A 26,405-nucleotide genomic window follows, 5' to 3' on the forward strand; every position below is an offset into this window, starting at 1 on the left:
GTTAAAAAGCCTCCTTCACATCTACTAACATCGAAATAGGAATCGCTTCGATTTGCTGTTCTCCGCCTAAACGATATCCCCATGCATATACTCCTTTTAAATAATCAATTTTAAAGAATACACCTGGGTCTCCTTGAATACGGTAGATTTCTCCGACTTTAAAATCTTCAGGGTTTAATAAAAAAGCTTGTGCTAAAATCGCTTTACGCTCGTATACTGCATACTCATTTAGAATACCTAATTGTTCTGCACGACGCGCTTTTTCACGTAATGTCGCAATCAACTCGCGTAATTCAGTTGGTGTCATCTCACTATACTTTTTTTCCATTATTCCTGTTCCCTCTTCTCTATATACTGTTCAATCACTTCAGCTGGAAAACCTTTTTGATACAAAGCTTGCTTAACACGCATACGAAGTTCATAGCCTTCATACTTCTGACTATATTTTCTCCAAACTTTCTCTCCTTGTAAATCAATCAGGCTCGTCCATTCATCTTCTTCTGGTTGAATGACAATCGTTTCAAGTACTTGTTGTACGATCGAAAAACTATATCCTTTTCGCACTAAAAATTCCTGCACTTTTTGTTTAATTTGACTTGGTGTTTTGCGTTGCTCTTGTCGTACTTTTTTCTCCGCAAGCTCCATCGCCATACTCAATTGCTCTTCTTCAGAAAAAGCTTCCACAACTTCTTGTTGTAACTTCGGATCGATTCCTTTTTGTTTTAAATCTTGTAAAATCGCTTTTGGTCCTTTTTTAGATGTGCGTTTTTTCGTTTCTGCGAGGGCTGTCGCATACGTTTCATCATTTAAAAAACCAAGTCGTGTTAATTTTTGAATGGCTTCTTGAATAACTGCCTCACCAAACTCTGCTTTCAGCAACTTCTGATGTACTTCATGCTCACTACGCATTTGATACGCTAAAAAAGATAAGGCCCGATTATAAGCTCGTGATACTTCATCATCAAAGGCAATCTCTCCAACCGCCATCTCATCAAGAGACTTCCCCTTCGTTAGACCGTACTGAATGATAATGGCTTCATCCACACTGAACGCATATTTCTCATCTAAATAAATATTATAGCGTTCTTCATTTCTTTTTTGTCGTGTAATTTTCGTAATCACGCGTGCCACATCATCACCTCCACCTTGCCTCTCATTATACATCTTTTCAACGTGACAACCCAGACCTTTTGATTGCATGTCTAAGTCATATAAAGGGTACAATAAGGGAAACTAGAAAAAGGAATGATGTATTTTATGAAAATCGTTATTGCAGGTGGTAGTGGATTCGTAGGACAAGGGTTAACTGACTTTTACACGCAACAAGGACATGAGGTCATTATTCTAACTCGTAAACAAAGTCATCGTGTTGGGAATGTACAATACTGTCAGTGGTTACAACCAGATGCAAAACCAAATGAATTACTTGAAAATGCAGATGCCTTTATAAATTTAGCAGGTGTTTCATTAAATGAAGGCCGCTGGACAGATGAACGCAAAGAAGCCATCTTTAAAAGTCGTATGCAAGCGACTACTGAAATCATCCGAATCATTGAAGACCTTGAAAATAAACCAAACGTATTAGTCAACGCAAGTGCAGTCGGTATCTATCCAACATCAAAAGCGGCTGTTTATACCGAGTCTTCTACACAAAAATCAACCGACTTTTTAGGACGTACGGTAAAGAAATGGGAAGAAATCGCAAAACGTGCGGAAGCCTATGGTGTACGAACTGTTTTCACACGTTTCGGTGTCATTCTAGGTTCAGGTGGTGGCGCATTAAAATTAATGGCCATGCCATATGATTTCTATATTGGCGGAAAACTCGGCTCAGGTATGCAGTGGGTATCATGGGTACACATTGATGATGTTGTCGGTGCAATTGATTTCGTTATTTCAGACGATACAATTTCAGGCCCAGTTAATGTAACCGCACCACATCCTGTTCGCATGGAACAATTCGGCAAAACAATCGCTGAAATTAAGCGCAAACCGCATTGGTTCCCGACACCAGCCCCTTTACTAAAAGCAGCGCTCGGTGAAAAAAGTAAGATGGTATTGGAAGGTCAACATGTAAAACCAACTGTTTTATTAGAACATGGTTATACATTCCATTATCCAAAACTGTATGACGCCCTTTCAAATCTGCTATAATGGAGAAATGATTTTTGATTATGGCAAAAGGACGTGGCACGTATGGCACAAGAAACAATAATGGAAGTCGGCAAACGCATTCCATTGAATATAAAAAAATTAGGGATTAATGGCGAAGGAATTGGTTACTATAAGCGAAATATCGTCTTCATCCCTGGCGCGCTTGTTGGCGAAGAAGTTTACGCTGAAATTACGAAAGTGAGCCGAAACTTCTCAGAAGCAAAAGTATTAAAAGTACAAAAAAAATCCAAGCATCGTGTGACACCACCCTGCCCTGTTTATGAAGCATGTGGTGGTTGTCAGTTGCAACACATGACGTACGACAGTCAACTTGTCGCAAAACGTCATGTAGTATTACAAGCACTTCAAAAATATGTACCGAATCAAGCGAAGAAAATTAACGTGAAGTCAACAATTGGCATGGATGATCCATGGCACTACCGTAATAAAAGTCAATTCCAAGTGAGAAAACCAGGGAAACATGTAATGGCTGGACTATTTGCTGAAAATAGTCATAAATTACTCGACTTAAATGATTGCCCTGTTCAACATGAAATGACGACATTTGTAACGAACAAAACGAAAAAAATCATCGAGGAGTTGGATATTCCAGTTTACGATGGTCGCTCAACAAAAGGTATTATTCGTACAATTGTGGTACGTGTCGGCGTTCGCACAGGTGAAGTTCAACTTGTCATTGTTACAACACGTAAAAACTTCCCGCAAAAAGAAGAACTGATTGAAAAGTTACAACACATTGATGAGCGTGTTGTATCCATTGTTCAAAATATTAATTCTGAAGATACATCGCTTATTTTCGGTGACGTTACACGTGTATTAGCAGGAAAAGAAACGATTCATGAGGAACTAGGTGAATTTGCATTTGATCTATCTGCACGTGCTTTCTTCCAATTGAACCCAACGCAGACGGTTCATCTATACAATCAAATAAAAAAAGCTGCTGCACTCACTGGTTCAGAAAAAGTGGTCGACGCTTACTGTGGTGTTGGAACAATTGGACTTTGGTTAGCGAAAGATGCGAGCGAAATTCGTGGAATGGATGTTATTCCTGAAAGTATCGATAACGCAAAACAAAATGCTGAAAATCATGGCATTCAACACGCCATCTATAAAACAGGCACTGCTGAAGATTGGTTAGCTCGTTGGCAAAAAGAAGGTTTTGTACCAGATGTCTTAACAGTAGACCCACCACGTACAGGACTTGCACCAAGCTTCATTGATGCCGTTCTAAAAATTAAACCAAAACGCTTTGTCTATACATCATGCAACCCATCAACACTCGCAAAAGACTTAGCACAATTAACGAAAATCTATCACATTGAATACATTCAACCTGTAGATATGTTCCCGCAAACAGCTCATGTGGAGTGTGTTGTGTTGATAACGAGAAAGTGAAGTCGTGAAAGTCTTGAGAATACTGGATTTCATAAAATGAAAGTAAATCTGTCCACTCGACTCGAACCCTCTATATGCGTATAAGGGAACATATCGAGGGTAATTTTTTAGCAAAAAAGGACATAAATTTAGGTAGGGTTGAGTTGACAGATTAGATAAATTCGTAGGGTTGAGGAGATAGGATGGATGTAATATGGATGTGGTGTATAAATATGAATAGCTTAGAAACATATTAAAAATGAAAGGGAGTGTATATCTTATGGCAGGACCAGATAAGAAAAAACTATATCCAAATGAAAACATAAAAACAGTTTGTTATATAAAAAATCTCCCAAAACGCTTCAATGTAGAAATTGGCGAATATACCTATTATAGCGATAATAAAAAGTCTCCAGAGAAATTTTATGATAATATAGAGCATCACTACGAATTTCTAGGGGATAAACTGATAATAGGCAAGTTCTGTGCAATTGCAGAGGGTGTTAAGTTTATTATGAATGGTGCAAATCATAGAATTGATGGAATTACAACCTATCCCTTTAATATCTTTGGCTGTGGTTGGGAGAAGGTAACTCCAACAATAGAGCAGTTACCATTCAAGGGTGATACAGTGATTGGAAATGATGTATGGATTGGACAGAATGTTACCATTATGCCTGGTATTAAAATTGGTGATGGTGCGATTATTGCTGCTAACTCAACAGTAGTAAAAAGTGTTGAACCATACACAATATATGGTGGGAATCCAGCTAAATTTATCAAAAAACGATTTAGTGATGAAAAGGTTGAATTCTTGCTAAAGCTCCAATGGTGGAACTGGGGCGAAGAGGAAATATTTAATAATCTTGAAATGTTAACATCCGAAGAAGGACTAGAGCAATTAATGAAAAATCATTAGACACGGGGCATTTCTACCACGGCACAAAAGGGGACTTAAATCGGGGGGGTTGCTGGAGCCTCGATTTAGTTCTAATTATGGCGAGCAAAAAAAGGCAAACTTCATCTTTAGCATAATAGCTTCGAGATTTATCGCTTATAAATTTTAATTTGAACGGAGGGGTTGCATGGTAAATAAAACAGATGCCATTGAGATAATAACATATGCTGAGGAAAATAAAATTAACATTTGGATAGATGGCGGTTGGGGAGTAGATGCATTATTAGAAGAAGAAACAAGAGTACACAACGATATTGATTTATTTGTGGAAGAAAGTAATGGAAGAAAGTTTATTGAAATATTAAAAGAAAAAGGTTTTGCTGAGGTTACCGAAGCATATACCACCACATCCCACACGGTTTGGAAGGATAGTAAAGGCAGGATAATTGATCTTCATATATTTAAATTCAACGAACAAGGATACATTGTTTTTGAAGGGGAAGCATATCCTCCAGAAGTGTTTAGCGGCATTGGGAAAATAGGCGATAAAACGGTAAGATGTATTGATGCTGAAAATCAAATATTATTTCACTTGGGCTATGAGTATGATGAAAATGATGTGCATGATGTAAAACTATTGTGTGAGAGATTTAATATTCCTGTTCCGAGTGAATACAAGTAACCAAGAGATTCTAATTTAAATAAGCAAAAATTTAAGTAACAAAGGAAAGCATGTGGTCTTCCCAACTAATGGAAAACATGCAATTGAAAAGTTAAGCATGAATTAGATTTCGTTTCTTAAGTCTCATAAGAGAATATTTTAAATAATAGCCGACTATACTGTGCACAGATTGTCGGATTGGTAAGCACATCCTTTGATAATATTGACGATGAAAGGAGGTTGTTTGATGGATTCGTTAAGTAGTATGAATAATGCAATGGTATACATTGAAGAGCACTTAACTGAGGATATTGATTATAGTGAAGTCTCTAAAATTGCTTACTGTTCAGAGTATCATTTTAAGCGGATGTTTTCTTTTTTATCAGGTATAAGCTTATCAGAATATATTCGGAGAAGAAGATTAACGCTGGCAGCACTTGATTTGAAAGATAAGGATTTGAGAATAATTGATGTAGCCGTAAAATATGGCTATAATTCGGCTGATTCATTTTCTCGTGCTTTTCATTCCCTGCATGGTATTCTCCCTTCTGAGGCAAGGAGTGAGAATACACAATTAAAAGCTTATCCTCGAATGACCTTTCAATTATCAATACAAGGAGGATGCGAAATGAACTATCGTATTGTTGAAAAAGAGGCATTTAAGTTAGTAGGATTTAAGAAGAGAGTTCCAGTTATTTTTAAAGGTGTTAATCCAGAGATTGCAAAAATGACTGAACTTTTAACCCCGGAGGTTATTAAACAATTAAAAGCAATTTCAAATGTAGAACCAACTGGTATTATTAGTGCTTCCACTAATTTCTCGGAAGGAAGAATGGAAGAAAGAGGAGAACTAGATCATTACATCGGTGTAGCAACTTCAAGTGATGAAACAGCAGAACTTGATGTATTAAAAATAGAAGCCAGTACCTGGGCAGTTTTCGAATCCATTGGACCCTTCCCGGAAACACTTCAAAATGTATGGGGAAGGATATACTCAGAGTGGTTTCCGTCTTCAGGGTATGAGGCAGTTGAAGGTCCTGAAATTTTGTGGAACGAGAGTCCAGACACTGGAAATCCAAAGTATCGAAGCGAAATCTGGATTCCAGTAAAGAAAAAAGACTATTAATTACATTAATGTTTATTATTGAGGGCTCTCCTAGCAAGAGTGCCCTTTTCATAAACGGTACGATTGGTGGATATGTTCCCGTCTACCGATAGTGCCAAAAACGCAGTGGATATGTTTCCGAGAACGGACACACTTATATGACATTCATTCTGTCCTCTCGAGCCACGTTGAAAGCGTGACATTATTGACATTGAGAAAATAAAACTAAAAAGAAGATGGGACATACGTATAAAACACCATCTAATATGTGCATAAGAAAAAACGGAATCACGCTGCCATGTGGTTCCGTTTTTTCGTTGCGAACTCTAAATAAGGAAAATGAAATGTTCATCTTCTTTTTATTTATACATATGAAAATGAGATATTATATTGATGACCTATATCCTTTTTGATTTCTTCTGTTAATTCTAATCCAACTTGATTATAGTCTCGCTTGTTAAGTTCATATTCAAATGACGATTGATGGGAATTCCTTCCTAATACGTCTTCATATTTTTCTACCCATAACATTAACTTCTCTTTTATTAGTTCTGTTAGTGGAAACTCATCAATATCTAAATTATAACCACAAATACTGCACCATAGTGGATCTGTATAAAAATCTGCTTCTACTTTTATATGTGTTAATCTTTCGCAACTACAAAATTCATTCATATAATCTGCCTTCTTCCTCTATTATATTAAAATGATATTGTCGGTGTTCCTTGATGAAAATATAAGCGCCATTTTTCATGTTCATACTTCCAGATTGAACTGCGATTAGATCGACTTCCATTGTCAATCACCTCGGTTTGATATGTAATGTGAACAATCGTCGGTGCGAGTTGCTGAACAGAAAAATTTTTAATAATAAATGGACATGCCGCCGATCCTTTTGTATCTACTAAATTTAATTGCATCTCTTTATTATAAATACGTCCAGATGTTCCAAATTCAACAAAGTCATTTGATAATAACTCTTTAAAATCATCTGATCGCCCATACATTAATGTTTTTTCAAGGTGTAAAAAATAAGCTACTCTATCTCCCATCACTTTCATCTCCCTGCCTATACTTTCATCTTATTTTATATTAAAAACGTCAATTTTTTTACAAAAAAAGTCTAATAAATCATCACTTTCTCTCTTTCTAAAAGAAAATGCTATTTAAAAACAAAATTTCTTATACCTTCTTTTTCCAAATATGTTGATTTATTTTTTAAGTGAATACATAATAGATATATTGACACATTTTATTAGGAGGTAACTGTGAAGAAAATACTAAATTCAATTTATTGGAAAATTATGCTGAATTCTTTACTCCTTATGCTGATTCCTTGTTTAATCATCGGAATCGTAAGTTTCATCAACGCAAAAAATAGTATGAATGAATTAGGCGAAACGATTGTAAAAAACAGTGTGACCTCGACATTGCAATTGATTGATGGCTACAATCAAAAAGTCGAATCAGGTGAGTTATCACTTGAAGAAGCACAGGAAAAAGTGAAAGAAGTAACGATTGGACAAAAGAATGATAAAGGCCTTCGTACGATTACGAATAAAACAGATTTAGGTGAGAGTGGTTACATCTTCTTCTTAGAAAAAGACGGTATGATGATTGGTCACCCTAATATTGAAGATAAACAGTCATGGGATTTACAAGATAGTAGCGGACAATATTTCATTCGTAATATTATTAAAACGGCTGAAAAAGGTGGCGGCTTTACATCGTATCCATTCCACCTGCCAGATAATATGGATAAAACGGCTGATAAAATTACATACTCAAAAGTCGATCCGAATTGGGGATGGATTGTGGCAGCCAGTTCATACAAAAAAGACTTTAATGCACCTGCGAATCAGTTATTATTAATGATGTCTATTGCTCTTGTCATTTCATTAATTATTGGTTTCTTCTTAACATTACGTTTAGCTCGTACATTCGCTCGTCCTATTCAGAAACTAACAGCTAAATTAAAAGAAATCGCGAGTGGCAATTTATCAATTCCTTTAGATGAAGTAAAACGTGAAGATGAAATCGGTCAATTGAATAATCACTTTAATAGTATGGTAGTTAGTTTAAAACAGCTGATCCAAGATGTTGATACATCCATCGTAGAAATTCGTGATACATCAACGAGTTTAACAGCTATTTCTGAAGAAGCAGCTGCTTCAACAGATGAAATCTCAAATAGTGTTCAAACAATGTCTGAAGGTTCGCATAAACAATTAGCTGACAGCCAATCAACAAAACAAGCGACAGATCATTTAACAGAAGAGATTACAGAACTTCATGAAAAGAACCAACATATGTTACAAACATCAAATACGATGGAAAAAGCAAATGCGAATGGTTTAACACAACTTTCAATTCTTCAAGAGAAGTCGAATGAATCAGCAAAACTAGTACAACATGTGCAAGACGTATTCCACAATCTATCGTCTAAAATGAAAGAAATCGAAAATATTATCACATCGATTAATATGATTTCTGAACAGACGAATTTATTAGCGCTGAATGCTTCAATCGAAGCAGCACGTGCTGGTGAACATGGTAAGGGATTTGCAGTTGTAGCAGAAGAAGTGCGTAAACTAGCTGAGCAAACTGCTTCTTCGACAAAGAGTGTACAAAATACGTTAAAAGGCATTGAAACAGAAACGATGAATGCAAATACTGAAATTAATCGCACAGCTGCAATTGTTCAACAACAAAACGATGCGGTAACACATACAGGTACATCTTTCGAAGAAATTCAAAAAACAGTCGCTTCAATTCAAACAGCCATTACAGAAGTGAACCAAAGTGTGCAACAACTCATGACACAAAAAGACGTCATTGTAACTTCTGTTGACCATAGCGCGCAAATTAGCCAGCATAATGCTGCTGCTACTTCAGAAGTATTTGAGTCGATTGAAGAACAACAAAAAGTTGTTCAAATTGTCGCTGAGTCTGCAACTGATTTATCGGATCAGATTGGCTTATTAAAACAAGCGATTAATCAATTTAAAATTGATTAGCATACAAAAAGGAGGTGGGGAATTTTCCCTACCTCTTTCTTTATACTGCCTTTTTATTTTCCTTACCGAAAATTAATGCGATGAAGAATACGGATAATACAAGTCCTGCAATTAATAAGAGGAAGCTTGCATTCACATATTGTACATACGCACCACCTAAGAATGGTCCTGCTAAACTACCAACACTGAAGAAAATACTACATAGTAAGTTTCCTGTTGGTAATAGCTCTTTCGGTGTTAAATCAGTCATATACGAGATACCGAGAGAGAATACAGAACCACAGAACATACCAGCTAATAAGAAACTAATTAAAATAATCCACTCAGATGATTCGAAAAAGCTACCAAATAAAAACATTAAACCGCCACCACCAAGTGCAATGAGCGATACTTTTCGTCTACCAATGCGATCACCAAGTGTTCCAAGTGGTACTTGTGTTAGAATACCCCCTACTGAAAAAGCAGATAGTGTAAAGGCAAGCATCGATAAATCAAAGTGATTTCTTACTGCATAGACTGGGAAGATGGCATTTAATGAAGATTCTAAAAAGCCATATACAAGCGGTGGTAAAAATGCGACCCACGCGTATTTCATCGCACGTTTATAGCGCACGAATGTGTTCCCATGTTGATTCACTTGAATCGGTTCTGGTTTTTCATTTTTCAAGAAGAAAATTAGTGACCAAGCTGCTAAACATAGTAATGAAGAAACAATGAATGGCAATGCTTCATTAATTTCGACTAATGGAACGAATTGAGGACCAACAGCGAAACCAAGACCGAATGATAAACCGTAAATTGCGACATTCTTCCCTAACTTTTCAACTGGTGCTGTCGTTGTAATCCATGTTTGCGTTGCATAATGAAGTGCATGATCTCCAATCCCGATAACTAATCGTAGAATGAACCAAAATAATACACTCTTCCATAATGGAAATAAAAATAATGAAGCAAATACGAGTGCCCCACCTGTAACGATGACAGGCTTGTAGCCAAAACGACGTAAAGGTTGTTCAACGAATGGTGCAATGAGCAATGTTCCTATATATAAACCTGTGGCATTTAAACCATTGAGTGAGGAAGCAACACCGTCTTTTTCAAAAATGATTGAAATAAGCGGCAATAACATTCCTTGAGAAAAACCCGAAATCGACACGATGATGACTAATATCCAAAAACGTTTTTTTGCAATATCGTTATTTTTCACCAAGTTTCTTCCTTTCTACAGATAAATTTGCTTATAAATTGAAAGCCGAAACATATCGTATCATATTTTAGTCCTAGTAAATATACATTCATGTATAAACGGAAAATTCGGATAATAATGAGCTCTGTTTGGATTTGCTAAAATGTTATAAATCCGTTATTCTAGCAATGAAACGAGGTGTACTGATGGGTAAATCAATTACAAATAAAGATCAGCAAGTAAGCTATTTAAAAGAACGTCTGCAAATTTTCATGGAAGTACTAGACGCAATCGACCCTGAAACGACTGAGTTAGAAGATATCGATCGTTTAATTGCCATGGTAGATGATATCGAAGTAAAAATGGATACATTTAAAAACCGCACGGATTCAGAAGAAAAAGAATAGATAAACGAAACGAGGACAATCGATTACAGTCGAATTGTTCTTTTTTTGTGCACACTTTTCCTGTCTATGTTGCATACAATTTTCTGAAAAAATCACTGCATTTCTATATATTCTCTTTTTCTCCCATCTCAGACACGTTATAATATAAAATGATTCACATAAAACCTTTTGAGGGGGACTTTTTATTATGAATTTACAAAACCTTGAGAATAGCATTTATAAGTTAGTAACAGAAACATCTACTAACTTACCAAAAGACGTTCGTCGTGCTATTAAAAAAGCGAAAGAAGCTGAAAATGCTGGAACTCGTGCTGCAATGAGTTTAGACACAATCGCAAACAATATTTTCATGGCAGATGATAATGTATCACCAATTTGCCAAGATACAGGTCTACCAACATTTAAAATTAAAACACCTGTTGGCGTAAACCAAATCGAAATTAAAGAAATGATTAAAAAAGCAATTGCACAAACAACTGCTGACGCAAAACTACGTCCAAACGCTGTTGATTCATTAACAGGCGCAAATAGCGGTGACAACCTTGGCGAAGGTGTTCCAGTTATCAAGTTTGAACAGTGGGAAAAAGATTACATCGAAATGAAGTTAATCTTAAAAGGCGGCGGCTGTGAGAATAAAAATATTCAATATAGCTTACCAACTGAATTAGAAGGTTTAGGTCGTGCTGGTCGTGACTTAGACGGTATCCGTAAATGTATCTTACATTCAGTTTACCAAGCACAAGGTCAAGGCTGTTCAGCAGGCTTCATCGGTGTTGGAATCGGTGGCGATCGTTCATCTGGATACGATTTAGCAAAAGAACAATTATTCCGTCACGTAGATGATGTGAATCCAAATGAAGACCTTGCGAAATTAGAAGAATATGTTGTTAAAACAGCGAACACATTCGGTATCGGTACAATGGGCTTCGGCGGTGAAGCAACATTACTTGGTTGTAAAATCGGCGTTATGCACCGTATCCCTGCTTCATTCTTCGTATCAGTAGCGTACAACTGTTGGGCATACCGTCGTATGGCTGTTAACATCAACGCTGAAACTGGCGAAATTATGGAATGGCACTACCAAGACGGCGAAAAAATCAGCTTTGAAGAAGAAGCAAAAGCTGAAACAAAACAACAAGGTGAAGTTGTAAAATTAACTGCACCAATTACAGAAGAAAAAATCCGTTCATTAAAAGTTGGAGATGTTGTTCAAATTTCTGGTCGTATGTACACAGGGCGCGACGCAATCCACCACCACTTAATGAGCCACGATGCACCAGTTGATTTAGATGGTCAAATCATCTATCACTGTGGTCCTGTAATGGCTAAAGATGAAGATGGTAACTGGACTGTAAAAGCAGCTGGACCAACAACTTCTATTCGTGAAGAACCATACCAAGGCGACATCATGAAAAAATTCGGTATTCGCGCAGTAATGGGTAAAGGCGGCATGGGTCCAAAAACACTTGCAGCATTAAAAGAACATGGCGGCGTATACTTAAATGCAATCGGCGGTGCTGCTCAGTACTATGCTGACTGTATTAAATCAGTAGATGGTGTTGATTTACTTGAATTCGGTATTCCTGAAGCAATGTGGCACTTAGGTGTTGAAGACTTCACAGCGGTAGTTACAATGGATTCTCACGGTAACTCATTACATGCAGATGTTCAAAAATCATCACTTGAAAAATTAGCAGATCACGCTGAACGCGTATTCTAATAAACAAATCGAAGTCGTAACGATTCATTTCGTTACGGCTTTTTTTATATTATTATCTAATCATTAATGATAATCATTCTAATTTAAACCCTCTATCTAATTGATAATCAATGTCATTTTCTCATTTAGTTGACTTTTAACCTCTCTTTATTTATAATAATTATAAATTAATAAAAAGAAATAAGTCGAACTAAAATCATTGATATTTAAGCTTTTAAGTGATTTTATATCCATTTCGATAATGATATCCATTCTCAAGGAGGTAAGAAGAATGACAAAAACAAATGAATCGTTAATTGAGAAAATGAAAATACACCATGAAATGATTGCAGCCCTATTATCAGGTGTACTTATTTTAGTGGCATGGATTCTAAGCAAAAATATTGGCGAGACTACATTAGTAGTTGTTTTATACTTAGCTGCATTCATTATTGGTGGCTTTGCAAAAGCAAAAGAAGGTATTGAGGAGACAATTAAAGAAAAAACCTTAAACGTCGAATTATTGATGATTTTAGCTGCAATTGGCTCAGCAATTATCGGTTATTGGACAGAGGGTGCCATCTTAATCTTCATCTTCGCAGTAAGTGGTGCAATGGAAACTTATGCGATGAACAAAAGCCATAAAGAGATTTCAGCACTAATGGACTTACAACCTGAAGTCGCAAACTTACTATTAGAAGATGGTACAACAAAGCGTGTACAAGTTTCTGAATTACAAGTTGGGGATCGTCTATTCATTAAACCAGGCGAACGTGTGCCAACAGATGGTGTAGTCGTTGAAGGGATTTCAACAATTGATGAATCAGCGATTACAGGTGAATCAATTCCTGTAACAAAACAAATTCAAAACGAAGTATTCTCTGGTACAGTCAACTTAACAAGTACATTAATTGTCGAAATGACAAAACCAAATACAGATTCACTTTTCTCAAAGATTATTGAATTAGTACAATCAGCTCAAAGTGAAAAATCACCTTCTGAACAATTCATCGAACGTTTTGAAGGAACGTATGTCAAAATTGTTTTAGCCGTTGTAGGTCTTATGCTCTTCCTTCCCCACTATTTATTAGATTGGGACTGGAACACAACATTTTATCGCGCGATGGTATTACTAGTTGTTGCTTCTCCATGTGCGCTTGTTGCAGCGATTACACCTGCAACACTATCAGCAATTTCAAGTGGCGCTCGTAGTGGTGTTTTATTCAAAGGTGGTCTACACATCGAACATTTAAGTGCATTGCGTGCTATTGCTTTTGATAAAACAGGAACATTAACACAAGGTAAACCAGTAGTAACAGATTTCGTCACTGCAGATGGATTAGATGAAAAAGAATTGCTTGCGATGTTAGCAGGGATTGAATCACAATCTAATCACCCACTTGCAATCGCAATTACAACGTATGCAGAAGAACAAAATGTATCTACTTTCCGCAAAGCGCAAATTGAAGACATGCCTGGTTGGGGATTAAAAGGAACAATTGATGGCACAGTGTATCAAGTTGGTAAACCTGAATTCGTCGGTTTTGAACGTGTTCATGCATTTAAAAACAATCTAGCAGATCAATTAACAAACGAAGGTAAAACAGTCATCTTCATGGCAAATGATGAAGGGATTGTAGCATTAGTTGCACTGAAAGATACGGTACGTGAACAGTCAAAACTTGCGATTCAACAGTTGAATGAAATGGGTATTCACACCGTTATGTTAACAGGTGATAACCATAATACAGCTAGCGTCATTGCAAAAGAAGCTGGCGTTGAACAAGCGATTGCGGAATGTCTACCGGATACAAAAGTAAAACATGTAAAAGAATTAATGGAAGAATATAAATTCGTTGGTATGGTTGGTGATGGTATTAACGATGCGCCTGCTCTTGCAACAGCAACAACAGGGATTGCGATGGGTGAAGGAACTGATGTAGCACTTGAAACAGCAGATGTCGTACTGATGAAAAATGATCTATCAAAAATTCCTCATGCCATTAAACTAGCACGTAAAATGCAACGAATCGTGAAACAAAATATTATCTTTTCTATTTCTATTATTATGTTATTAGTCATCTCTAACTTCTTGCAAATTGTTAACTTACCACTCGGTGTTATCGGACATGAAGGTAGTACGATTCTAGTTATTCTAAATGGTTTGCGTATGTTACGCACAAAAATTTAATAAAAAAAAAACAACCTCTTTATTTTAGAGGTTGTTTTTTTTACGTTAAATTGAAGATACTTTTGTTGAAATTTTACCTTTTTCTTCTTGCTTAGATACTTGATCCATTCTTCGCATCTTCTGTTCAGTTCTTCTTTGTGTCGCTACATTTAACTGTCCACCAATCACTAATACAATACCAATAATATAAAGCCATAACATTAAAATAATAATTCCTCCAATACTGCCGTATGTTTTAGAATAATTGGCAAAATTACTGATATAGAATGAAAAACCATATGACACAGCAATCCAAGCAGCAGTGGCAAAAATAGCTCCTGGAATGACACTTTTTAAATATAACGGCATATTCGGTGCCACCCAATAAACAATTATTAATACACTTGCTATTAAAATAGGTGGTAAAATAATTCGGACGTATTGCCAAATTATTAAAAAGTTATCTCCTAATCCAATTTCATTAAACAAAGTTTTTCCAATAGTTTGCCCAAATACAGGTAAGACTAAAGCTACAATAATTAACACAATAAACATCAAGGTTAAAATAAGTGACATTCCTCTAGCAATTAAAAAAGGTCTTGTTTCTTCAATTCCATAAGAGCGATTTAAACTCTTGATAAGCGCATTTACTCCATTGGATGCAGACCATAAAGTCGCAATAATACCAATTGATAATAAACTCCCACTACGCGTATCCAAAACTTCTCTCAGTGTAGAGCTAATCAGATTATATGTTTCAGATGGTAACGCTGTTTCTAAAAATATAAAAACTTGTTCTGGACGCAAATTTAAAAATGGAACGAGCGTTAAAATAAAAATAAGTAATGGAAATAATGATAGAAGGAAGAAATAGGCCAGTTGTGCTCCTGAACTCGATACATCTGCTTTTTTTATACCTTCTATTACGCCTTTTATATATCCTTTACGCGTTGTGTAATCGAGTTCATCTACTTCTGTGTCACGTTGTCTCTTTTTCACTTGCATCATTTTTAAACGCTCGAACATTTCAGATGAATGTTTAACTTTTGCTTTCCTCGCCATATAAACCTCCCCCTTCTTAAAGTTTATAGGTGAATGACATCTTCAGCTTTTTTCACATCGTCTACACCTTGATTCGTTACCTCTTTCGCAATTTTTACTTCCTCAGTTAATTTAGGTGTTTCTCTAAATTCGGCAATTTTTTCCAAATAATAATCTTTATTCTCCATAACCATTTCTGCAATGCCTTGTACTTTGCTAAATTTCTCTGTTGCTTTTTGTTTTAGCTCATCACGATTGTAATAGTAATATTGTGCATCTGTTTTTAAATTCGTTACTTTTTGTACTGCTTTTTCTCGTGTTTCGCGATTCATTAAGCTTACTGCTGCTCCAATTGCTGCTCCCGCTAAAATACCATACACTAATTTTTTTCCCATATTTATCTCCTCCGGTTTTTTATGTATTTCCTAATCCCAATTATAGTACCCTTCTCCTTTGTGAGTAAACCGTTATGCTAGCATACATTCTATTATAACAAATAGTTATAATGTAAATTCATTTTAGGTATTGACAATTTAACAGAATTTTATGAAAATAGTTATATGCTTTAATTTTTCCATTTTAAAGAAAAATTACATTTTTAGGAGGTAATTCAATGGGGGCTTTGGGAGATAAGTTAAATGCATTTTTAGGCGAGGTTTCAGGCGTGTTATGGGGGATACCGCTAATCGTCTTAATTTTAGGGACAGGGATTTACTTAACAATTCGTATTGGTTTTTTACAAATTCGTTTGTTACCAACTGCTTTAAAATTAGTATTTTCAAAAAACCATGACAAATCGGCTGAAGGGGATATTTCACAATTCCAAGCACTGACGACAGCTTTAGCTGCGACAGTTGGAACAGGTAATATTGTCGGGGTAGCCACTGCTGTTATTCTAGGGGGGCCAGGAGCAATTTTCTGGATGTGGGTAGCTGCAATATTAGGTATGGCAACAAAATACGGTGAAGCACTATTAGCCGTAAAATATCGCGTGAAAGATGAAAAAGGACAAATGGCTGGTGGACCGATGTACTACTTAGAGCGTGGTCTAAAGCAAAAATGGTTAGCAGTTCTATTCGCTTTCTTCGGTGTTATCGCATCATTTGGTATCGGTAATGGTACACAATCGAACTCAGTTGCTGGTGTTGTAAGTAACACGTTCAATGTTGCGCCTTGGATTACAGGTATTGTATTAACCGTTGTTGTAGGGTTAGTTATTTTAGGTGGTATTTCATCAATCGGTAGCGTAACAGCTGTATTTGTACCGGTTATGGCAATTTTCTATTTACTTGCTGGTTTAATCGTCATCTTTACAAACATTACAGATGTACCTGCTGCTTTTGGTATTATTTTTAAAGATGCATTTTCATTCTCTGCTGCTGGTGGTGGTGCTGTCGGTGCTGCGATTCGTTACGGGGTTGCACGTGGGATTTTCTCAAACGAAGCTGGTCTTGGTTCTGCACCAATCGCTGCTGCTGCTGCAAAAACAGACTTACCAGGTCGTCAAGCTTTAATCTCGATGACACAAGTATTCTTAGATACCATCTTAATCTGTTCAATTACAGGTTTAACAATCGTTATGTCAGGTGTTTATACAAATAAAGATATGGCAGCGAACGAATTAACAACTGCTGCATTTGATACATTCCTAGGCGCATGGGGTCCATATGTTGTAGCAATCGGTCTTGTATTCTTTGCTTCTTCAACAATTATGGGTTGGGCTTACTATGGTGAGAAGTGTCTACAATATCTTGTAAAGACACCAATCGCTGGGACAATCTATCGTATCATCTTCGTATTATTTGTTTATGTAGGTGCAACATCATCTCTTGATCTTGTATGGACATTCTCGGATGTAGCGAACGGCTTAATGGCAATTCCTAACTTAATCGGTCTTGTCGGTTTATCAGGTGTTATTGTAGCTGAAACACGTATTATTCAAAAAACATTAAAAGAAGAAAAATTAGCATTACGTGCTAGTAAATCTTAAATCAAATTGTCATTGACAATTGTCTGTATGAATGGAATTATAAAAGGTAACCAACTTTGAAAGGTAGGGGTTCCTTTTGGATTTAACAACACCATCTACAGAAAATATTCACTTCATGATTGAAGCGATTAAAGAAAAATTACGCATGGTCAATGCAGATGCCATGAAGCCTGAAAACTTCGACACAGAGAGTTACGAAGATCTTGTGTACTTATATGAATTAGTACATAAACGTGATGCTTTTAGTCCAAGTGAAATGCAAGCAATCGTAGCAGAACTTGGTTCACTGCGTAAATAAGCAAAAGAAGTGCTTTGGGATTTTCCCATTGTACTTCTTTTTTTATGTACTATATCTAACCAATAAAAAGAGGCTGGATTTTACTCCACCCTCTTTTTCTATTTACTATTTGTTTGTTCATATGATGAACCATCTTCTTTTACTAAAGGCTGCACAAGAACCTCTACACGACGGTTTTTAGCTTTTCCCTCTGCTGTATCATTCGATGCGACAGGATTGTTCTCACCATATCCTTTGGCGCTGAAATAAGCAGGATCTAGTTCTTTATTCGAATTTACAAGTAAGGTTAAAAAGTTTACTGCACGAATTGCACTCAACTCCCAGTTTGAAGAAAACTGACTACCCGTAGTTGGTACTGTATCTGTATAACCTGACACGACAACCGAACGTTTTGGTTTTAAATTAAGTACTTTCGCCAAATCTTTTGCAATATATTCATACTTAGATGAGATGACCGCCTGACCTGGATCAAATAGAACACTTGCTTTAATCGTAATGAGTAGACCATCTTCTGTCATCTTTGTATCGAATTTTCCTTCTAATTCTTTACTTGCGATATATTGTTCTACATCTGTTTCAATTTCTTTTAACTGACGTTGATCTTCTTGATACGCACTTAATGTTTCGCTACTCGGTATATCTGTTTCGACTGGTGATGGATTATCCATAACGCCTGAACCACCATCAAATACTGTACTAAATACAGAGGATAATTGTGATAACTTCTTCACATCAACAGATGAAGATGCAAACAATACAATAAAGAGTGCTAGTAATAGCGTTAAAATATCTGCATATGGAATTAGCCAAGACTCTGGAATATGTTCCTCATGTTTTTTATGTTTTTTAGCTTTCTTTGCCAAGGCCATCCGCCCCGCTTTCGCCAATTATTTTAGCACGTTCACTTTTCGGTAAGTATGATGCCAATTTTTGTTCGATTACGCGAGGAGCCTCCCCTTCTAATACTGAAAGGATACCTTCTATAATCATCATCTTCTGTTTTACTTCAACAGCTGACTTTCGCTTTAATTTATTTGCGAATGGATGCCATAATACATAACCTGTAAAAATACCGAGTAATGTTGCAACGAAGGCAGCTGAAATCGCTAAACCCAATTTTTCAACATCATCTAATTCTTTTAATGCTGCAATCAGACCAATTACAGCCCCTAATACACCTAGTGTCGGCGCATAAGTACCTGCCTGTGTGAAGATTTGCGCTCCTGCACTATGACGTTCTTCCATTGATTCTACTTCTTCTGTTAACACATCGCGTATGTAATCTGCATTTTGACCATCAATTGCTAATGTTAAACCATTTTTGAGGAATGAATCGTCTACTTCATCCACTTTACTCTCTAAGGCAAGCAAACCTTCTCGACGAGCTAAATCTGCCCAACTTGAGAATAATTGAATAATTTCTAAATCACTTACTAATTTTTTATCCTTAAATAAAACACCAAATAATTTTGGTATGCGCTTTAGCTCACTCATTGGGAAGGCAATTACAACAGTAGCAATCGTTCCTAAAATGATAATAAAGAGCGCCGCTGGATTAAGTAAGGCATCCGGTGTTACACCCTTAAAGAACATCCCTACAATAAGAGAGACAAGTCCAAGTATAATCCCTATAACTGATGATATATCCATTTCAGAACCTCCAAAGTCGTCATTCTTCTTTATATTTCGGTGTAAATTCTTAAATCTTAATAAACATCTACTACATTCATTGGATATTTCATGAAAATTTCTATGTACAAACGTTCACTGCCAAATTACATATAATAGAGTGTTTAGTACCAGTTGTTATTATTCTTTTGATTTTATATGTTTAACTTGATTCGTTACCCGAAATAGTTGAAAATAGAATAGAAGTTTCTATTAATTCTATATTAACAAAGGATGGGTTTAAATGTTACGTTTTCAAGAAAAATTAGAAAATTATGCAGAACTTTTAATTCGTGTTGGATCAAATCTTCAACCAGATCAATATCTATTTATTGATGTGACAGTTGAGAATACAGAGCTTGCTCAAGCATTAGCTAAAAAAGCATATGAAGCAGGCGCAAAACAAGTATTTGTACATTATGATGATGATGTTATTAGTCGTTTACATTTTGAACATGCACCACTTGAAGAATTCAATCACTTCCCTATTTGGCAAACAGTTGAAAAAGAATGGCTAGCTGAACATGGGGCTGCTTTTATTAAAGTAAAATCATCTAGTCCTGACTTATTAAAAGGTATTATGCCAGAAAAAATTGCGGCATTCCAAAAAGCTGCAGGTCAAGGATTAGAAAAATATCGTCAAGCTTCACAAGCAAACAAAATTAGTTGGACTGTCGCTGCAGCACCTTCAAAAGACTGGGCTGCTATGATGTTTGCCGACTTACCAACTGAAGAACAAGTTCCTGCTCTATGGGAAGCTATTTTTAAAGCGACACGCGCTGACTTAGAACAACCTGTTGAAGCTTGGCAAGCACATGATGAACAGCTTAGTACGAAGGTAAATGAATTGAATCGTTATCACTTCCACAAGCTTCACTACACAGCACCTGGTACTGATTTAACAATCGAATTACCTGAACACCATATTTGGAGCGGTGGCGGTAGTAAGAATGAAGCTGGTTTTGATTTTATGGCGAATATCCCAACTGAAGAAGTTTTCACAGCGCCTTTTAAAGACGGTGTAGATGGCTATGTAAGCAGTACGAAACCATTAAGCTACGGTGGAACAATTATTGACAACTTTAAAATTACTTTTGAAAATGGTCGTATTGTAGATATATCAGCTGAACAAGGTGAGCAAGTATTAGAGGATTTAGTTGCAACAGATGAAGGATCTCACTTCTTAGGTGAAGTAGCACTTGTACCACATGATTCACCTATTTCAAACTCTGGTCTCCTTTACTACAACACACTATTCGATGAGAATGCTTCAAACCATTTAGCGATTGGTAGTGCCTATGCTTTTTGTGTAGAAAACGGAACAGAAATGTCACAAGAAGAACTCGCAAAAGCAGGATTAAATCGCAGTATGACACATGTCGACTTTATGATTGGTTCTGGTGATATGCAGATTGATGGTATTACAAAAGATGGTGAACGTATTCCTGTATTCCGTAACGGAAATTGGGCATTTTAATCTCTAGTGGAAACATTTAAAAGAACGTTTCGTCTTTAAGACGAGGCGTTTTTTTATATGACATCATAAAAAAGCAATTTTTTATTAAAATGTAGGATAAATATTTTTTCTTCTTCTAACACATTTAGCGCATTTTAAAAAATTAAATAGTAGACTTTTATCCTAATAAAAGCCTTTACATATTGATATATCAACAACTCTATTTTTATTTCCTTTTTTATCCTTCATATTTAAACTATCATTCCCTTTTTTCTTCATTTATACTATTAAAACGACTGATTTGTTATTTTTTTATCATATTAGATATTTATATAAAGCTAGAGGAGGCGTTGTTTGATGTTTACATCTTCAGCTCTTGGAATTGATTTAGGTACAGCGAACACATTAGTGTACGTAAAAAATAAAGGTATTATTTTGAATGAGCCATCTGTCGTGGCTGTCAATACAACAACAAAGCAAGTAATTGCGATTGGTCATGAAGCCAAAGCAATGATTGGAAAAACACCACCGAATATTACAATATGTCATCCACTTAAAGATGGTGTCATTGCAGATTTTGATATGGCAACTGCTCTTTTAAAAACGATTTTAGATCGCGTCTTTAAAGACAAAGGACGATTTAAAAAACCGAACATCGTTATTTGTGCACCTTCTGGGGCAACATCGATTGAGCGTTTAGCTATTCAGGATGCTGCACGCCAATGTGGAGCTAAAGAGGCATTTTTAATTGATGAACCTGTTGCTGCAGCTATTGGGGCAGAGTTACCTGTAAACGAGCCTACAGCGAGCGCAATTGTTGATTTAGGCGGTGGTACAACTGAAGTTGGAATCATCTCATTAGGTGGTATTGTAACAACGGCAACTGCCAAAATTGGTGGCGACTCAATTAACGATGATATCATTCACTATCTACGCAAAGAATTCAATTTATTAATTGGTGCTAAAACTGCTGAAGAAATCAAAATTGAGATTGGGCATGCACCAATTGAACATGCAGTAGCACAAATGACCGTAACAGGACGTGACTTAGTCACAGGATTACCACGTAGTATTACAATTGATTCGATGCAGCTACAAGATTGCTTATCTGAAACATTCCAAGCGATTTTAGAACTGATTCGTCGTACTCTAGAATCTTGTCCACCAGAACTTGCTGGTGATATTGTAGAACGTGGTATCGTTCTTGCTGGCGGGACATCTTTACTACAAGGATTAGATGAATGGTTAGCAAATGAACTATTTATTCCAGTTTACAGAGCACAATCTCCTCTTGAAGCGGTTGCGATTGGTACAGGTCTCTCAACAGAAACACTACATTACCTTAAATAATCGTTCTTTTTATGCATTTTTACCATAAACGTTTAATTTTTTACTTTTTTTAGATAAAATTAAATGTGGGAGGGGAGTTTGTAATGAGAAAATTAGATGAGATTTTAGAGTTTAACAAAAAGTTTGTAGAAAACCAAGATTATGTATCATATGTATCGGATGTAGTACCGAATAAAAAGTTAGCAATTGTAACTTGTATGGATGCACGCTTAATTGAATTATTACAAAAAGCAATCAACATTAAAAATGGTGATGCGAAAATGATCAAAACAGCGGGGGCACAAATTAATAATCCATTCGGCAGTATCATGCGAAGTGTACTAGTTGCAGTCTATGCTTTAAAAGCAGAGGAAGTACTTGTAGTTGGACACAAAAACTGTGGTATGAATTCAATGGATCCATCAAAAGTTATCAACGAAATTAAATCACGTGGGGTAGATGACAAAACGTTTGAAATCATCTCACATACAGGAATTGATGTTGAGGATTGGTTAAAAGGCTTCACTGATTTAGAAGAAGAAGTGAAACGCAGCGTAAATGTTGTACGTAATCATCCTTTAGTCACAAAAGATGTACCTGTACATGGTTTAATCATTGATCCAAAAACAGGCGAACTTGAACTTGTAACAAACGGTTACGACCTATAATAATAAAAAGAACCGCTGCCTTGATAAGACAGCGGTTCTTTTTTAAAATTTCTTTTTAAATTGTCTTTTCCACTTATACCAAAGTGTCTTACCTTTTCAATGTTCCTCTGCGAGCTTCGCATATAGATAATGATCTACCCATACACCATTAATATAAAGTAATTGTTTTAACAATCCTTCACGTTGATAACCGACTTTTTCTAGCACACGATAAGACCCTTCATTTGCTGGCGATACATAGGCTTCAATTCTATGTAAATCCAAATTTTCAAAGCCGAATTTTGTAATACATTCCACCGCTTCTGTTGTAATTCCTTTACGAGTAAAGCGCTCATCTAAGGAATAACCGATGAACGCACTCGAAAAAGGCAAGCGCTTAATGGAATAAATCGATATATGACCGATTAACTCTTTCGTATTTTTAAGGAAGATTCCAAAACTATACTCTCGACGCATATTCATTTGATGCATCGAATCGTTAATTCGCTTCAATTGAAAATTCTTCGTGTAATATTCAGGACTATGAAGTGGCTCATGGATGGACCAAAATCGCTTATTTTGTACAACTAGGTTTGTTAATGCTTCCGCATCTTCTTCAATTAATACGCGATATATACAGCGTTCGCTCTCTAAGTAAAGCATGCCACATCATCTCTCTCTACACAATTTCATCAGCTTTTAACTAAAAAACTATTTCTCATCTGGGTAATCAATCTCAATTCCCATACTTTTAATTTTCGATTCACAATGCTTAATTGTTTCTTTTAATACTTTGATTCTTGCATATTCTTTATCATTACCTGCAACTAAAATCCATGGTGCATTCGGATGATCTGTTTTAGCAAACATATCATTTGCTGCTTGAACATACTGAGGCCATTTTTTACGATTGCGCCAATCTTCATCTGTTAGCTTCCAAGATTTATATGGATCCTTCTCACGTGCATTAAAACGATTCAATTGTTCTTCCTCTGTGATTTGTAGCCAGAACTTCAAAATAATATAGTGATCATCTGTCAGTACACGCTCGAACTCATTAATCTCACGGTAAGCACGTGTCCATTCAGCTTCCGTTGCAAAACCTTCAATTCGCTCTACTAATACACGACCATACCAACTACGGTCAAAAATACCGATACTTCCTCTAAACGGTAGCTTACGCCAGAAACGTTGTAAGTAGTTGTGACGTAATTCGTGTGGCTTTGGAGCAGAAATTGGATGTACAACATAACCACGCGGATCTAATCGTTCAATCAAGCGCTTAATCGCGCCACCCTTTCCAGCTGCGTCCATTCCTTCAAAGGCAATAATTAAACCGATATTATTACGATGCAACGTCTGTTGTAACGTTAACATTTTTAGCTGTAATTTTTTTAATTCTTTTTTATACGACTTCTTACTATTAAACTTCTTATCCATATTTAATTCTTCTAAAGATTGAGTCATGTAAACACTCCTTTTCCTGAATCTGATTATATATACCCTTTTTTATGAAACGTTCACCAAATTGAAAATGATTGCACTATGAAAGACGTGTATAATGATAGTTAGTATTTTTAAATACGAAAAATCTTGATGAGGAGGAGATTTTTTGGGCAGACTATTGTTAATGACAATCAGTTTTTTAGCAATGATGATTGTCAGCGTATCTGCTGCCATTCTTCCATTCAATGGTCAAACGACAGTGGATGTTGCAAATAGCTATACCATTCTAGCTTATCCATCCGACTATGTCTTTTATGTAGTGGCACTCATCTATCTCTCTATATTATATTGGATTTACAAACAATGGCAAATGTTTGCAAAGAAACAATTTGCGATTACACATGTACAAAGTTTTTTATTTACAATTAGTATGGTCCTTTCAATCGTTTGGATTTATTACTGGCAAAATAGTCAGTTCATCATCGCATGTATGATACTCGTATTCAGTACACTTGCACTTGCAGGTATGTATTTATTACTACCTGAAAAGAATACGATGACCACACGCCTACCTATATCACTTTATTTAGCATGGCTCGTATTACTTATTATGTTCAATTTAGCAATCTTACTTGTTGCAGCACGTTGGGATGGTTTTGGATTAAGTCAACCGCTATGGGCCGTCATCTTATTGACTGTCTTTGTAGCCATTGCACTTCACATCCGCTTTCATCATTACGATCCTTACTTCCCGATTCTATTCATCTGGTTCTATTTAGGAATTGCTGTACAAAATAACTTTGAGGAATTATTAGTAACAACAGCTGCATTATTTTTAAGTGGTGTATTACTTGCTGGTATTCTATTTATGCGTAAAAAGCCAAGAACAATCTATTAACATGTTTTACACTATAGAAAAGAGGAGAACGAAAAAATCGTTCTCCTCTTTTTATTAATCAATTTTTGTTGTTAAAATCGGGCCATTTTTTGTCACGATTACTGTATGTTCTAGTTGTGCTACAAATGATTTATCTGGTGTTAAAAACGCCCAACCATCTGTACCTTCAATAATATTTTCAGCTGCTTGTGAGATGAATGGTTCTACTGCGAAAACCATACCTTCTTTCATTAAAGTAGCGTCCCATGCATCATAATAGTTCAATACATATTGTGGTTCTTCATGTAATGAGTGTCCTACACCATGACCTGTTAGGTTCATAATTACTTTTAAACCATTATCATGCGCTTCACGTTCTACAGCTTTACCAATTTGATTCAATTTAGAACCTGGTTTAACCTTTGTCATAGCACGATCAAAAGCTGACTGTGCTACATCACATAATTTTTGTAATTCTGGCTTTTCAGCATCACCTACGATAAATGAAATACCTGTATCTGCATAAAAACCATCCACATGACCCGATACATCAATATTAATCATATCGCCTTCTTTTAGAGGTGTATCGTTTGGAATACCATGTGCTACGACCTCGTTTACACTAATACATGTGAAACCTGGGAAGTCATATTCTGCTTTTGGTCCAGATACTGCACCTTTTTCTTCAAATAGTTTACCAGCTAATTCATCTAGCTCTTTTGTTGTAACGCCTGGTTTTGTCGCAGCTTTCATTGCCTCGCGAATTTCTGCCATGGCACGACCCGCTTTTAATAACGCATCGATTTCTTGTTGAGTTGTTGCAATCATGTATAACGGTCCCTTCTATATAAAATTCTACTCTTAACTATATCATAATTTTTGTAGATACATATAAAAAGTCTATGCATTCTTTCATACATTCAGTAAAAGTTTTTATTTAGGTGGATATATATATAATAAA

27 protein-coding genes are annotated in these 26,405 nt (G+C 36.1%); 15 read left to right on the forward strand and 12 right to left on the reverse strand.

Translation table 11 applies throughout. The annotated features are described in order from the left end of the window. Nucleotide 1: 1 nt before the first annotated feature. A complete protein-coding gene (locus tag QN089_RS12545) occupies nucleotides 2–328 on the reverse strand; it encodes a YfhH family protein (RefSeq protein ID WP_285215424.1) in 327 nt (108 codons plus the stop codon). Next, nucleotides 328–1,131: a recombination regulator RecX gene (recX, locus tag QN089_RS12550; protein WP_285215425.1), complete on the reverse strand. Its 804-nt coding sequence runs from the start codon at nucleotides 1,129–1,131 to the stop codon at nucleotides 328–330. Before recX ends, QN089_RS12545 begins: the two co-directional genes overlap by 1 nt. A gap of 126 nt (nucleotides 1,132–1,257) precedes the next feature. On the opposite strand from recX, the gene QN089_RS12555 reads away from it, so the two are divergent. The 5 genes from QN089_RS12555 to QN089_RS12575 all read left to right on the forward strand — a co-directional run bounded on the left by QN089_RS12555 (nucleotide 1,258) and on the right by QN089_RS12575 (nucleotide 6,234). Next, entirely contained in the window at nucleotides 1,258–2,154 is an 897-nt protein-coding gene (locus QN089_RS12555) for a TIGR01777 family oxidoreductase (protein WP_285215426.1), read from the forward strand. A 42-nt stretch (nucleotides 2,155–2,196) separates the two neighbouring features. Then, the gene (rlmD, locus tag QN089_RS12560; RefSeq protein ID WP_285215427.1) at nucleotides 2,197–3,570 is read left to right on the forward strand and encodes a 23S rRNA (uracil(1939)-C(5))-methyltransferase RlmD; all 1,374 of its coding nucleotides are present in this window, start codon (nucleotides 2,197–2,199) and stop codon (nucleotides 3,568–3,570) included. Nucleotides 3,571–3,829: 259 nt separating this feature from the next. After that, on the forward strand, nucleotides 3,830–4,468 hold the full coding sequence (locus tag QN089_RS12565; RefSeq protein WP_347411990.1) for a Vat family streptogramin A O-acetyltransferase: 639 nt from the start codon (nucleotides 3,830–3,832) through the stop codon (nucleotides 4,466–4,468). A gap of 166 nt (nucleotides 4,469–4,634) precedes the next feature. Further along, nucleotides 4,635–5,129 carry a nucleotidyltransferase domain-containing protein gene (locus QN089_RS12570; RefSeq protein ID WP_285215429.1) on the forward strand — a complete coding sequence of 165 codons (495 nt, stop codon included), beginning with the start codon at nucleotides 4,635–4,637 and terminating at the stop codon, nucleotides 5,127–5,129. A gap of 226 nt (nucleotides 5,130–5,355) precedes the next feature. Then, nucleotides 5,356–6,234, forward strand: coding sequence for an AraC family transcriptional regulator (locus tag QN089_RS12575; protein ID WP_285215430.1), 879 nt, complete (start codon nucleotides 5,356–5,358; stop codon nucleotides 6,232–6,234). Between the two features lie 342 nt (nucleotides 6,235–6,576). On the opposite strand, the gene QN089_RS12580 is transcribed toward QN089_RS12575, so the two are convergent. Beyond that, on the reverse strand, nucleotides 6,577–6,888 hold the full coding sequence (locus tag QN089_RS12580; RefSeq protein WP_285215431.1) for a hypothetical protein: 312 nt from the start codon (nucleotides 6,886–6,888) through the stop codon (nucleotides 6,577–6,579). Between the two features lie 26 nt (nucleotides 6,889–6,914). Further along, nucleotides 6,915–7,265, reverse strand: a complete 351-nt coding sequence (locus QN089_RS12585; RefSeq protein ID WP_285215432.1) for a nuclear transport factor 2 family protein — start codon at nucleotides 7,263–7,265, stop codon at nucleotides 6,915–6,917. 216 nt (nucleotides 7,266–7,481) lie between these two features. Between QN089_RS12585 and QN089_RS12590 the strand changes: the two genes are divergently transcribed. Next, on the forward strand, nucleotides 7,482–9,230 hold the full coding sequence (locus QN089_RS12590; RefSeq protein WP_285215433.1) for a methyl-accepting chemotaxis protein: 1,749 nt from the start codon (nucleotides 7,482–7,484) through the stop codon (nucleotides 9,228–9,230). Nucleotides 9,231–9,270: 40 nt separating this feature from the next. Here QN089_RS12590 and QN089_RS12595 read toward each other — a convergent pair whose 3' ends face one another. Next, complete coding sequence (locus QN089_RS12595; RefSeq protein ID WP_409136413.1) at nucleotides 9,271–10,437, reverse strand: MFS transporter; 1,167 nt, start codon at nucleotides 10,435–10,437, stop codon at nucleotides 9,271–9,273. Between the two features lie 185 nt (nucleotides 10,438–10,622). Here QN089_RS12595 and QN089_RS12600 point away from each other — a divergent pair, with 185 nt between their 5' ends. The 3 genes from QN089_RS12600 (at nucleotide 10,623) to QN089_RS12610 (ending at nucleotide 14,713) form a co-directional block, all read left to right on the forward strand. Then, nucleotides 10,623–10,823 carry an SE1561 family protein gene (locus QN089_RS12600; protein WP_068450912.1) on the forward strand — a complete coding sequence of 67 codons (201 nt, stop codon included), beginning with the start codon at nucleotides 10,623–10,625 and terminating at the stop codon, nucleotides 10,821–10,823. A gap of 187 nt (nucleotides 10,824–11,010) precedes the next feature. Further along, complete coding sequence (locus QN089_RS12605; RefSeq protein WP_068450910.1) at nucleotides 11,011–12,543, forward strand: fumarate hydratase; 1,533 nt, start codon at nucleotides 11,011–11,013, stop codon at nucleotides 12,541–12,543. A gap of 271 nt (nucleotides 12,544–12,814) precedes the next feature. After that, a complete protein-coding gene (locus QN089_RS12610) occupies nucleotides 12,815–14,713 on the forward strand; it encodes a heavy metal translocating P-type ATPase (RefSeq protein WP_285215434.1) in 1,899 nt (632 codons plus the stop codon). Nucleotides 14,714–14,758: 45 nt separating this feature from the next. Here QN089_RS12610 and QN089_RS12615 read toward each other — a convergent pair whose 3' ends face one another. Both QN089_RS12615 and QN089_RS12620 read right to left on the reverse strand, forming a co-directional pair. Beyond that, the gene (locus QN089_RS12615) at nucleotides 14,759–15,754 is read right to left on the reverse strand and encodes a YihY/virulence factor BrkB family protein (RefSeq protein ID WP_285215435.1); all 996 of its coding nucleotides are present in this window, start codon (nucleotides 15,752–15,754) and stop codon (nucleotides 14,759–14,761) included. Between the two features lie 23 nt (nucleotides 15,755–15,777). Beyond that, nucleotides 15,778–16,128 (reverse strand): YtxH domain-containing protein, encoded by a 351-nt coding sequence (locus QN089_RS12620; RefSeq protein WP_285215436.1) that lies wholly within the window; start codon nucleotides 16,126–16,128, stop codon nucleotides 15,778–15,780. Nucleotides 16,129–16,346: 218 nt separating this feature from the next. On the opposite strand from QN089_RS12620, the gene QN089_RS12625 reads away from it, so the two are divergent. Then, entirely contained in the window at nucleotides 16,347–17,723 is a 1,377-nt protein-coding gene (locus tag QN089_RS12625; protein ID WP_087682237.1) for an alanine/glycine:cation symporter family protein, read from the forward strand. Nucleotides 17,724–17,799: 76 nt separating this feature from the next. Continuing rightward, on the forward strand, nucleotides 17,800–18,021 hold the full coding sequence (locus QN089_RS12630) for a DUF1128 domain-containing protein (protein ID WP_068450900.1): 222 nt from the start codon (nucleotides 17,800–17,802) through the stop codon (nucleotides 18,019–18,021). A 98-nt stretch (nucleotides 18,022–18,119) separates the two neighbouring features. On the opposite strand, the gene motB is transcribed toward QN089_RS12630, so the two are convergent. Then, nucleotides 18,120–18,884, reverse strand: a complete 765-nt coding sequence (motB, locus tag QN089_RS12635; protein WP_285215437.1) for a flagellar motor protein MotB — start codon at nucleotides 18,882–18,884, stop codon at nucleotides 18,120–18,122. Continuing rightward, nucleotides 18,868–19,671 (reverse strand): flagellar motor stator protein MotA, encoded by an 804-nt coding sequence (gene motA / locus QN089_RS12640; RefSeq protein WP_068450893.1) that lies wholly within the window; start codon nucleotides 19,669–19,671, stop codon nucleotides 18,868–18,870. Before motA ends, motB begins: the two co-directional genes overlap by 17 nt. Nucleotides 19,672–19,933: 262 nt before the next feature. Between motA and QN089_RS12645 the strand changes: the two genes are divergently transcribed. The 3 genes from QN089_RS12645 to QN089_RS12655 all read left to right on the forward strand — a co-directional run bounded on the left by QN089_RS12645 (nucleotide 19,934) and on the right by QN089_RS12655 (nucleotide 23,142). Further along, nucleotides 19,934–21,166, forward strand: a complete 1,233-nt coding sequence (locus QN089_RS12645) for an aminopeptidase (RefSeq protein WP_285215438.1) — start codon at nucleotides 19,934–19,936, stop codon at nucleotides 21,164–21,166. Nucleotides 21,167–21,502: 336 nt separating this feature from the next. Then, nucleotides 21,503–22,495: a rod shape-determining protein gene (mreB, locus tag QN089_RS12650; RefSeq protein WP_285215439.1), complete on the forward strand. Its 993-nt coding sequence runs from the start codon at nucleotides 21,503–21,505 to the stop codon at nucleotides 22,493–22,495. 83 nt (nucleotides 22,496–22,578) lie between these two features. Beyond that, on the forward strand, nucleotides 22,579–23,142 hold the full coding sequence (locus tag QN089_RS12655; protein WP_068450884.1) for a beta-class carbonic anhydrase: 564 nt from the start codon (nucleotides 22,579–22,581) through the stop codon (nucleotides 23,140–23,142). A gap of 96 nt (nucleotides 23,143–23,238) precedes the next feature. On the opposite strand, the gene QN089_RS12660 is transcribed toward QN089_RS12655, so the two are convergent. Then, a complete protein-coding gene (locus tag QN089_RS12660; RefSeq protein WP_068450881.1) occupies nucleotides 23,239–23,784 on the reverse strand; it encodes a GNAT family N-acetyltransferase in 546 nt (181 codons plus the stop codon). 48 nt (nucleotides 23,785–23,832) lie between these two features. Further along, nucleotides 23,833–24,588 carry a polyphosphate kinase 2 family protein gene (locus tag QN089_RS12665; RefSeq protein WP_285215440.1) on the reverse strand — a complete coding sequence of 252 codons (756 nt, stop codon included), beginning with the start codon at nucleotides 24,586–24,588 and terminating at the stop codon, nucleotides 23,833–23,835. Between the two features lie 145 nt (nucleotides 24,589–24,733). Here QN089_RS12665 and QN089_RS12670 point away from each other — a divergent pair, with 145 nt between their 5' ends. Next, entirely contained in the window at nucleotides 24,734–25,465 is a 732-nt protein-coding gene (locus tag QN089_RS12670; protein ID WP_131004905.1) for a tryptophan-rich sensory protein, read from the forward strand. A 54-nt stretch (nucleotides 25,466–25,519) separates the two neighbouring features. Here the strand turns inward: QN089_RS12670 and map are convergent, their stop codons facing one another. Next, on the reverse strand, nucleotides 25,520–26,272 hold the full coding sequence (gene map / locus QN089_RS12675) for a type I methionyl aminopeptidase (RefSeq protein WP_068450871.1): 753 nt from the start codon (nucleotides 26,270–26,272) through the stop codon (nucleotides 25,520–25,522). Nucleotides 26,273–26,405 lie beyond the last annotated feature (133 nt).

The organism is Kurthia sp. YJT4 (genome assembly GCF_030219945.1).
GTDB lineage: Bacteria > Bacillota > Bacilli > Bacillales_A > Planococcaceae > Kurthia > Kurthia gibsonii.

Excerpts from the sequence above, each read along its gene's own strand:
- QN089_RS12545 (WP_285215424.1), bottom strand. The coding sequence starts at position 328 with ATGGAAAAAAAGTATAGTGAGATGACACCAACTGAATTACGCGAGTTG.
- QN089_RS12555 (WP_285215426.1), top strand. The coding sequence starts at position 1,258 with ATGAAAATCGTTATTGCAGGTGGTAGTGGATTCGTAGGACAAGGGTTA.
- rlmD (WP_285215427.1), top strand. The coding sequence starts at position 2,197 with ATGGCACAAGAAACAATAATGGAAGTCGGCAAACGCATTCCATTGAAT.
- QN089_RS12565 (WP_347411990.1), top strand. The coding sequence starts at position 3,830 with ATGGCAGGACCAGATAAGAAAAAACTATATCCAAATGAAAACATAAAA.
- QN089_RS12570 (WP_285215429.1), top strand. The coding sequence starts at position 4,635 with ATGGTAAATAAAACAGATGCCATTGAGATAATAACATATGCTGAGGAA.
- QN089_RS12575 (WP_285215430.1), top strand. The coding sequence starts at position 5,356 with ATGGATTCGTTAAGTAGTATGAATAATGCAATGGTATACATTGAAGAG.
- QN089_RS12580 (WP_285215431.1), bottom strand. The coding sequence starts at position 6,888 with ATGAATGAATTTTGTAGTTGCGAAAGATTAACACATATAAAAGTAGAA.
- QN089_RS12585 (WP_285215432.1), bottom strand. The coding sequence starts at position 7,265 with ATGGGAGATAGAGTAGCTTATTTTTTACACCTTGAAAAAACATTAATG.
- QN089_RS12600 (WP_068450912.1), top strand. The coding sequence starts at position 10,623 with ATGGGTAAATCAATTACAAATAAAGATCAGCAAGTAAGCTATTTAAAA.
- QN089_RS12605 (WP_068450910.1), top strand. The coding sequence starts at position 11,011 with ATGAATTTACAAAACCTTGAGAATAGCATTTATAAGTTAGTAACAGAA.
- QN089_RS12610 (WP_285215434.1), top strand. The coding sequence starts at position 12,815 with ATGACAAAAACAAATGAATCGTTAATTGAGAAAATGAAAATACACCAT.
- QN089_RS12615 (WP_285215435.1), bottom strand. The coding sequence starts at position 15,754 with ATGGCGAGGAAAGCAAAAGTTAAACATTCATCTGAAATGTTCGAGCGT.
- QN089_RS12620 (WP_285215436.1), bottom strand. The coding sequence starts at position 16,128 with ATGGGAAAAAAATTAGTGTATGGTATTTTAGCGGGAGCAGCAATTGGA.
- QN089_RS12625 (WP_087682237.1), top strand. The coding sequence starts at position 16,347 with ATGGGGGCTTTGGGAGATAAGTTAAATGCATTTTTAGGCGAGGTTTCA.
- motA (WP_068450893.1), bottom strand. The coding sequence starts at position 19,671 with ATGGATATATCATCAGTTATAGGGATTATACTTGGACTTGTCTCTCTT.
- QN089_RS12645 (WP_285215438.1), top strand. The coding sequence starts at position 19,934 with ATGTTACGTTTTCAAGAAAAATTAGAAAATTATGCAGAACTTTTAATT.
- mreB (WP_285215439.1), top strand. The coding sequence starts at position 21,503 with ATGTTTACATCTTCAGCTCTTGGAATTGATTTAGGTACAGCGAACACA.
- QN089_RS12655 (WP_068450884.1), top strand. The coding sequence starts at position 22,579 with ATGAGAAAATTAGATGAGATTTTAGAGTTTAACAAAAAGTTTGTAGAA.
- QN089_RS12660 (WP_068450881.1), bottom strand. The coding sequence starts at position 23,784 with ATGCTTTACTTAGAGAGCGAACGCTGTATATATCGCGTATTAATTGAA.
- QN089_RS12665 (WP_285215440.1), bottom strand. The coding sequence starts at position 24,588 with ATGACTCAATCTTTAGAAGAATTAAATATGGATAAGAAGTTTAATAGT.
- map (WP_068450871.1), bottom strand. The coding sequence starts at position 26,272 with ATGATTGCAACAACTCAACAAGAAATCGATGCGTTATTAAAAGCGGGT.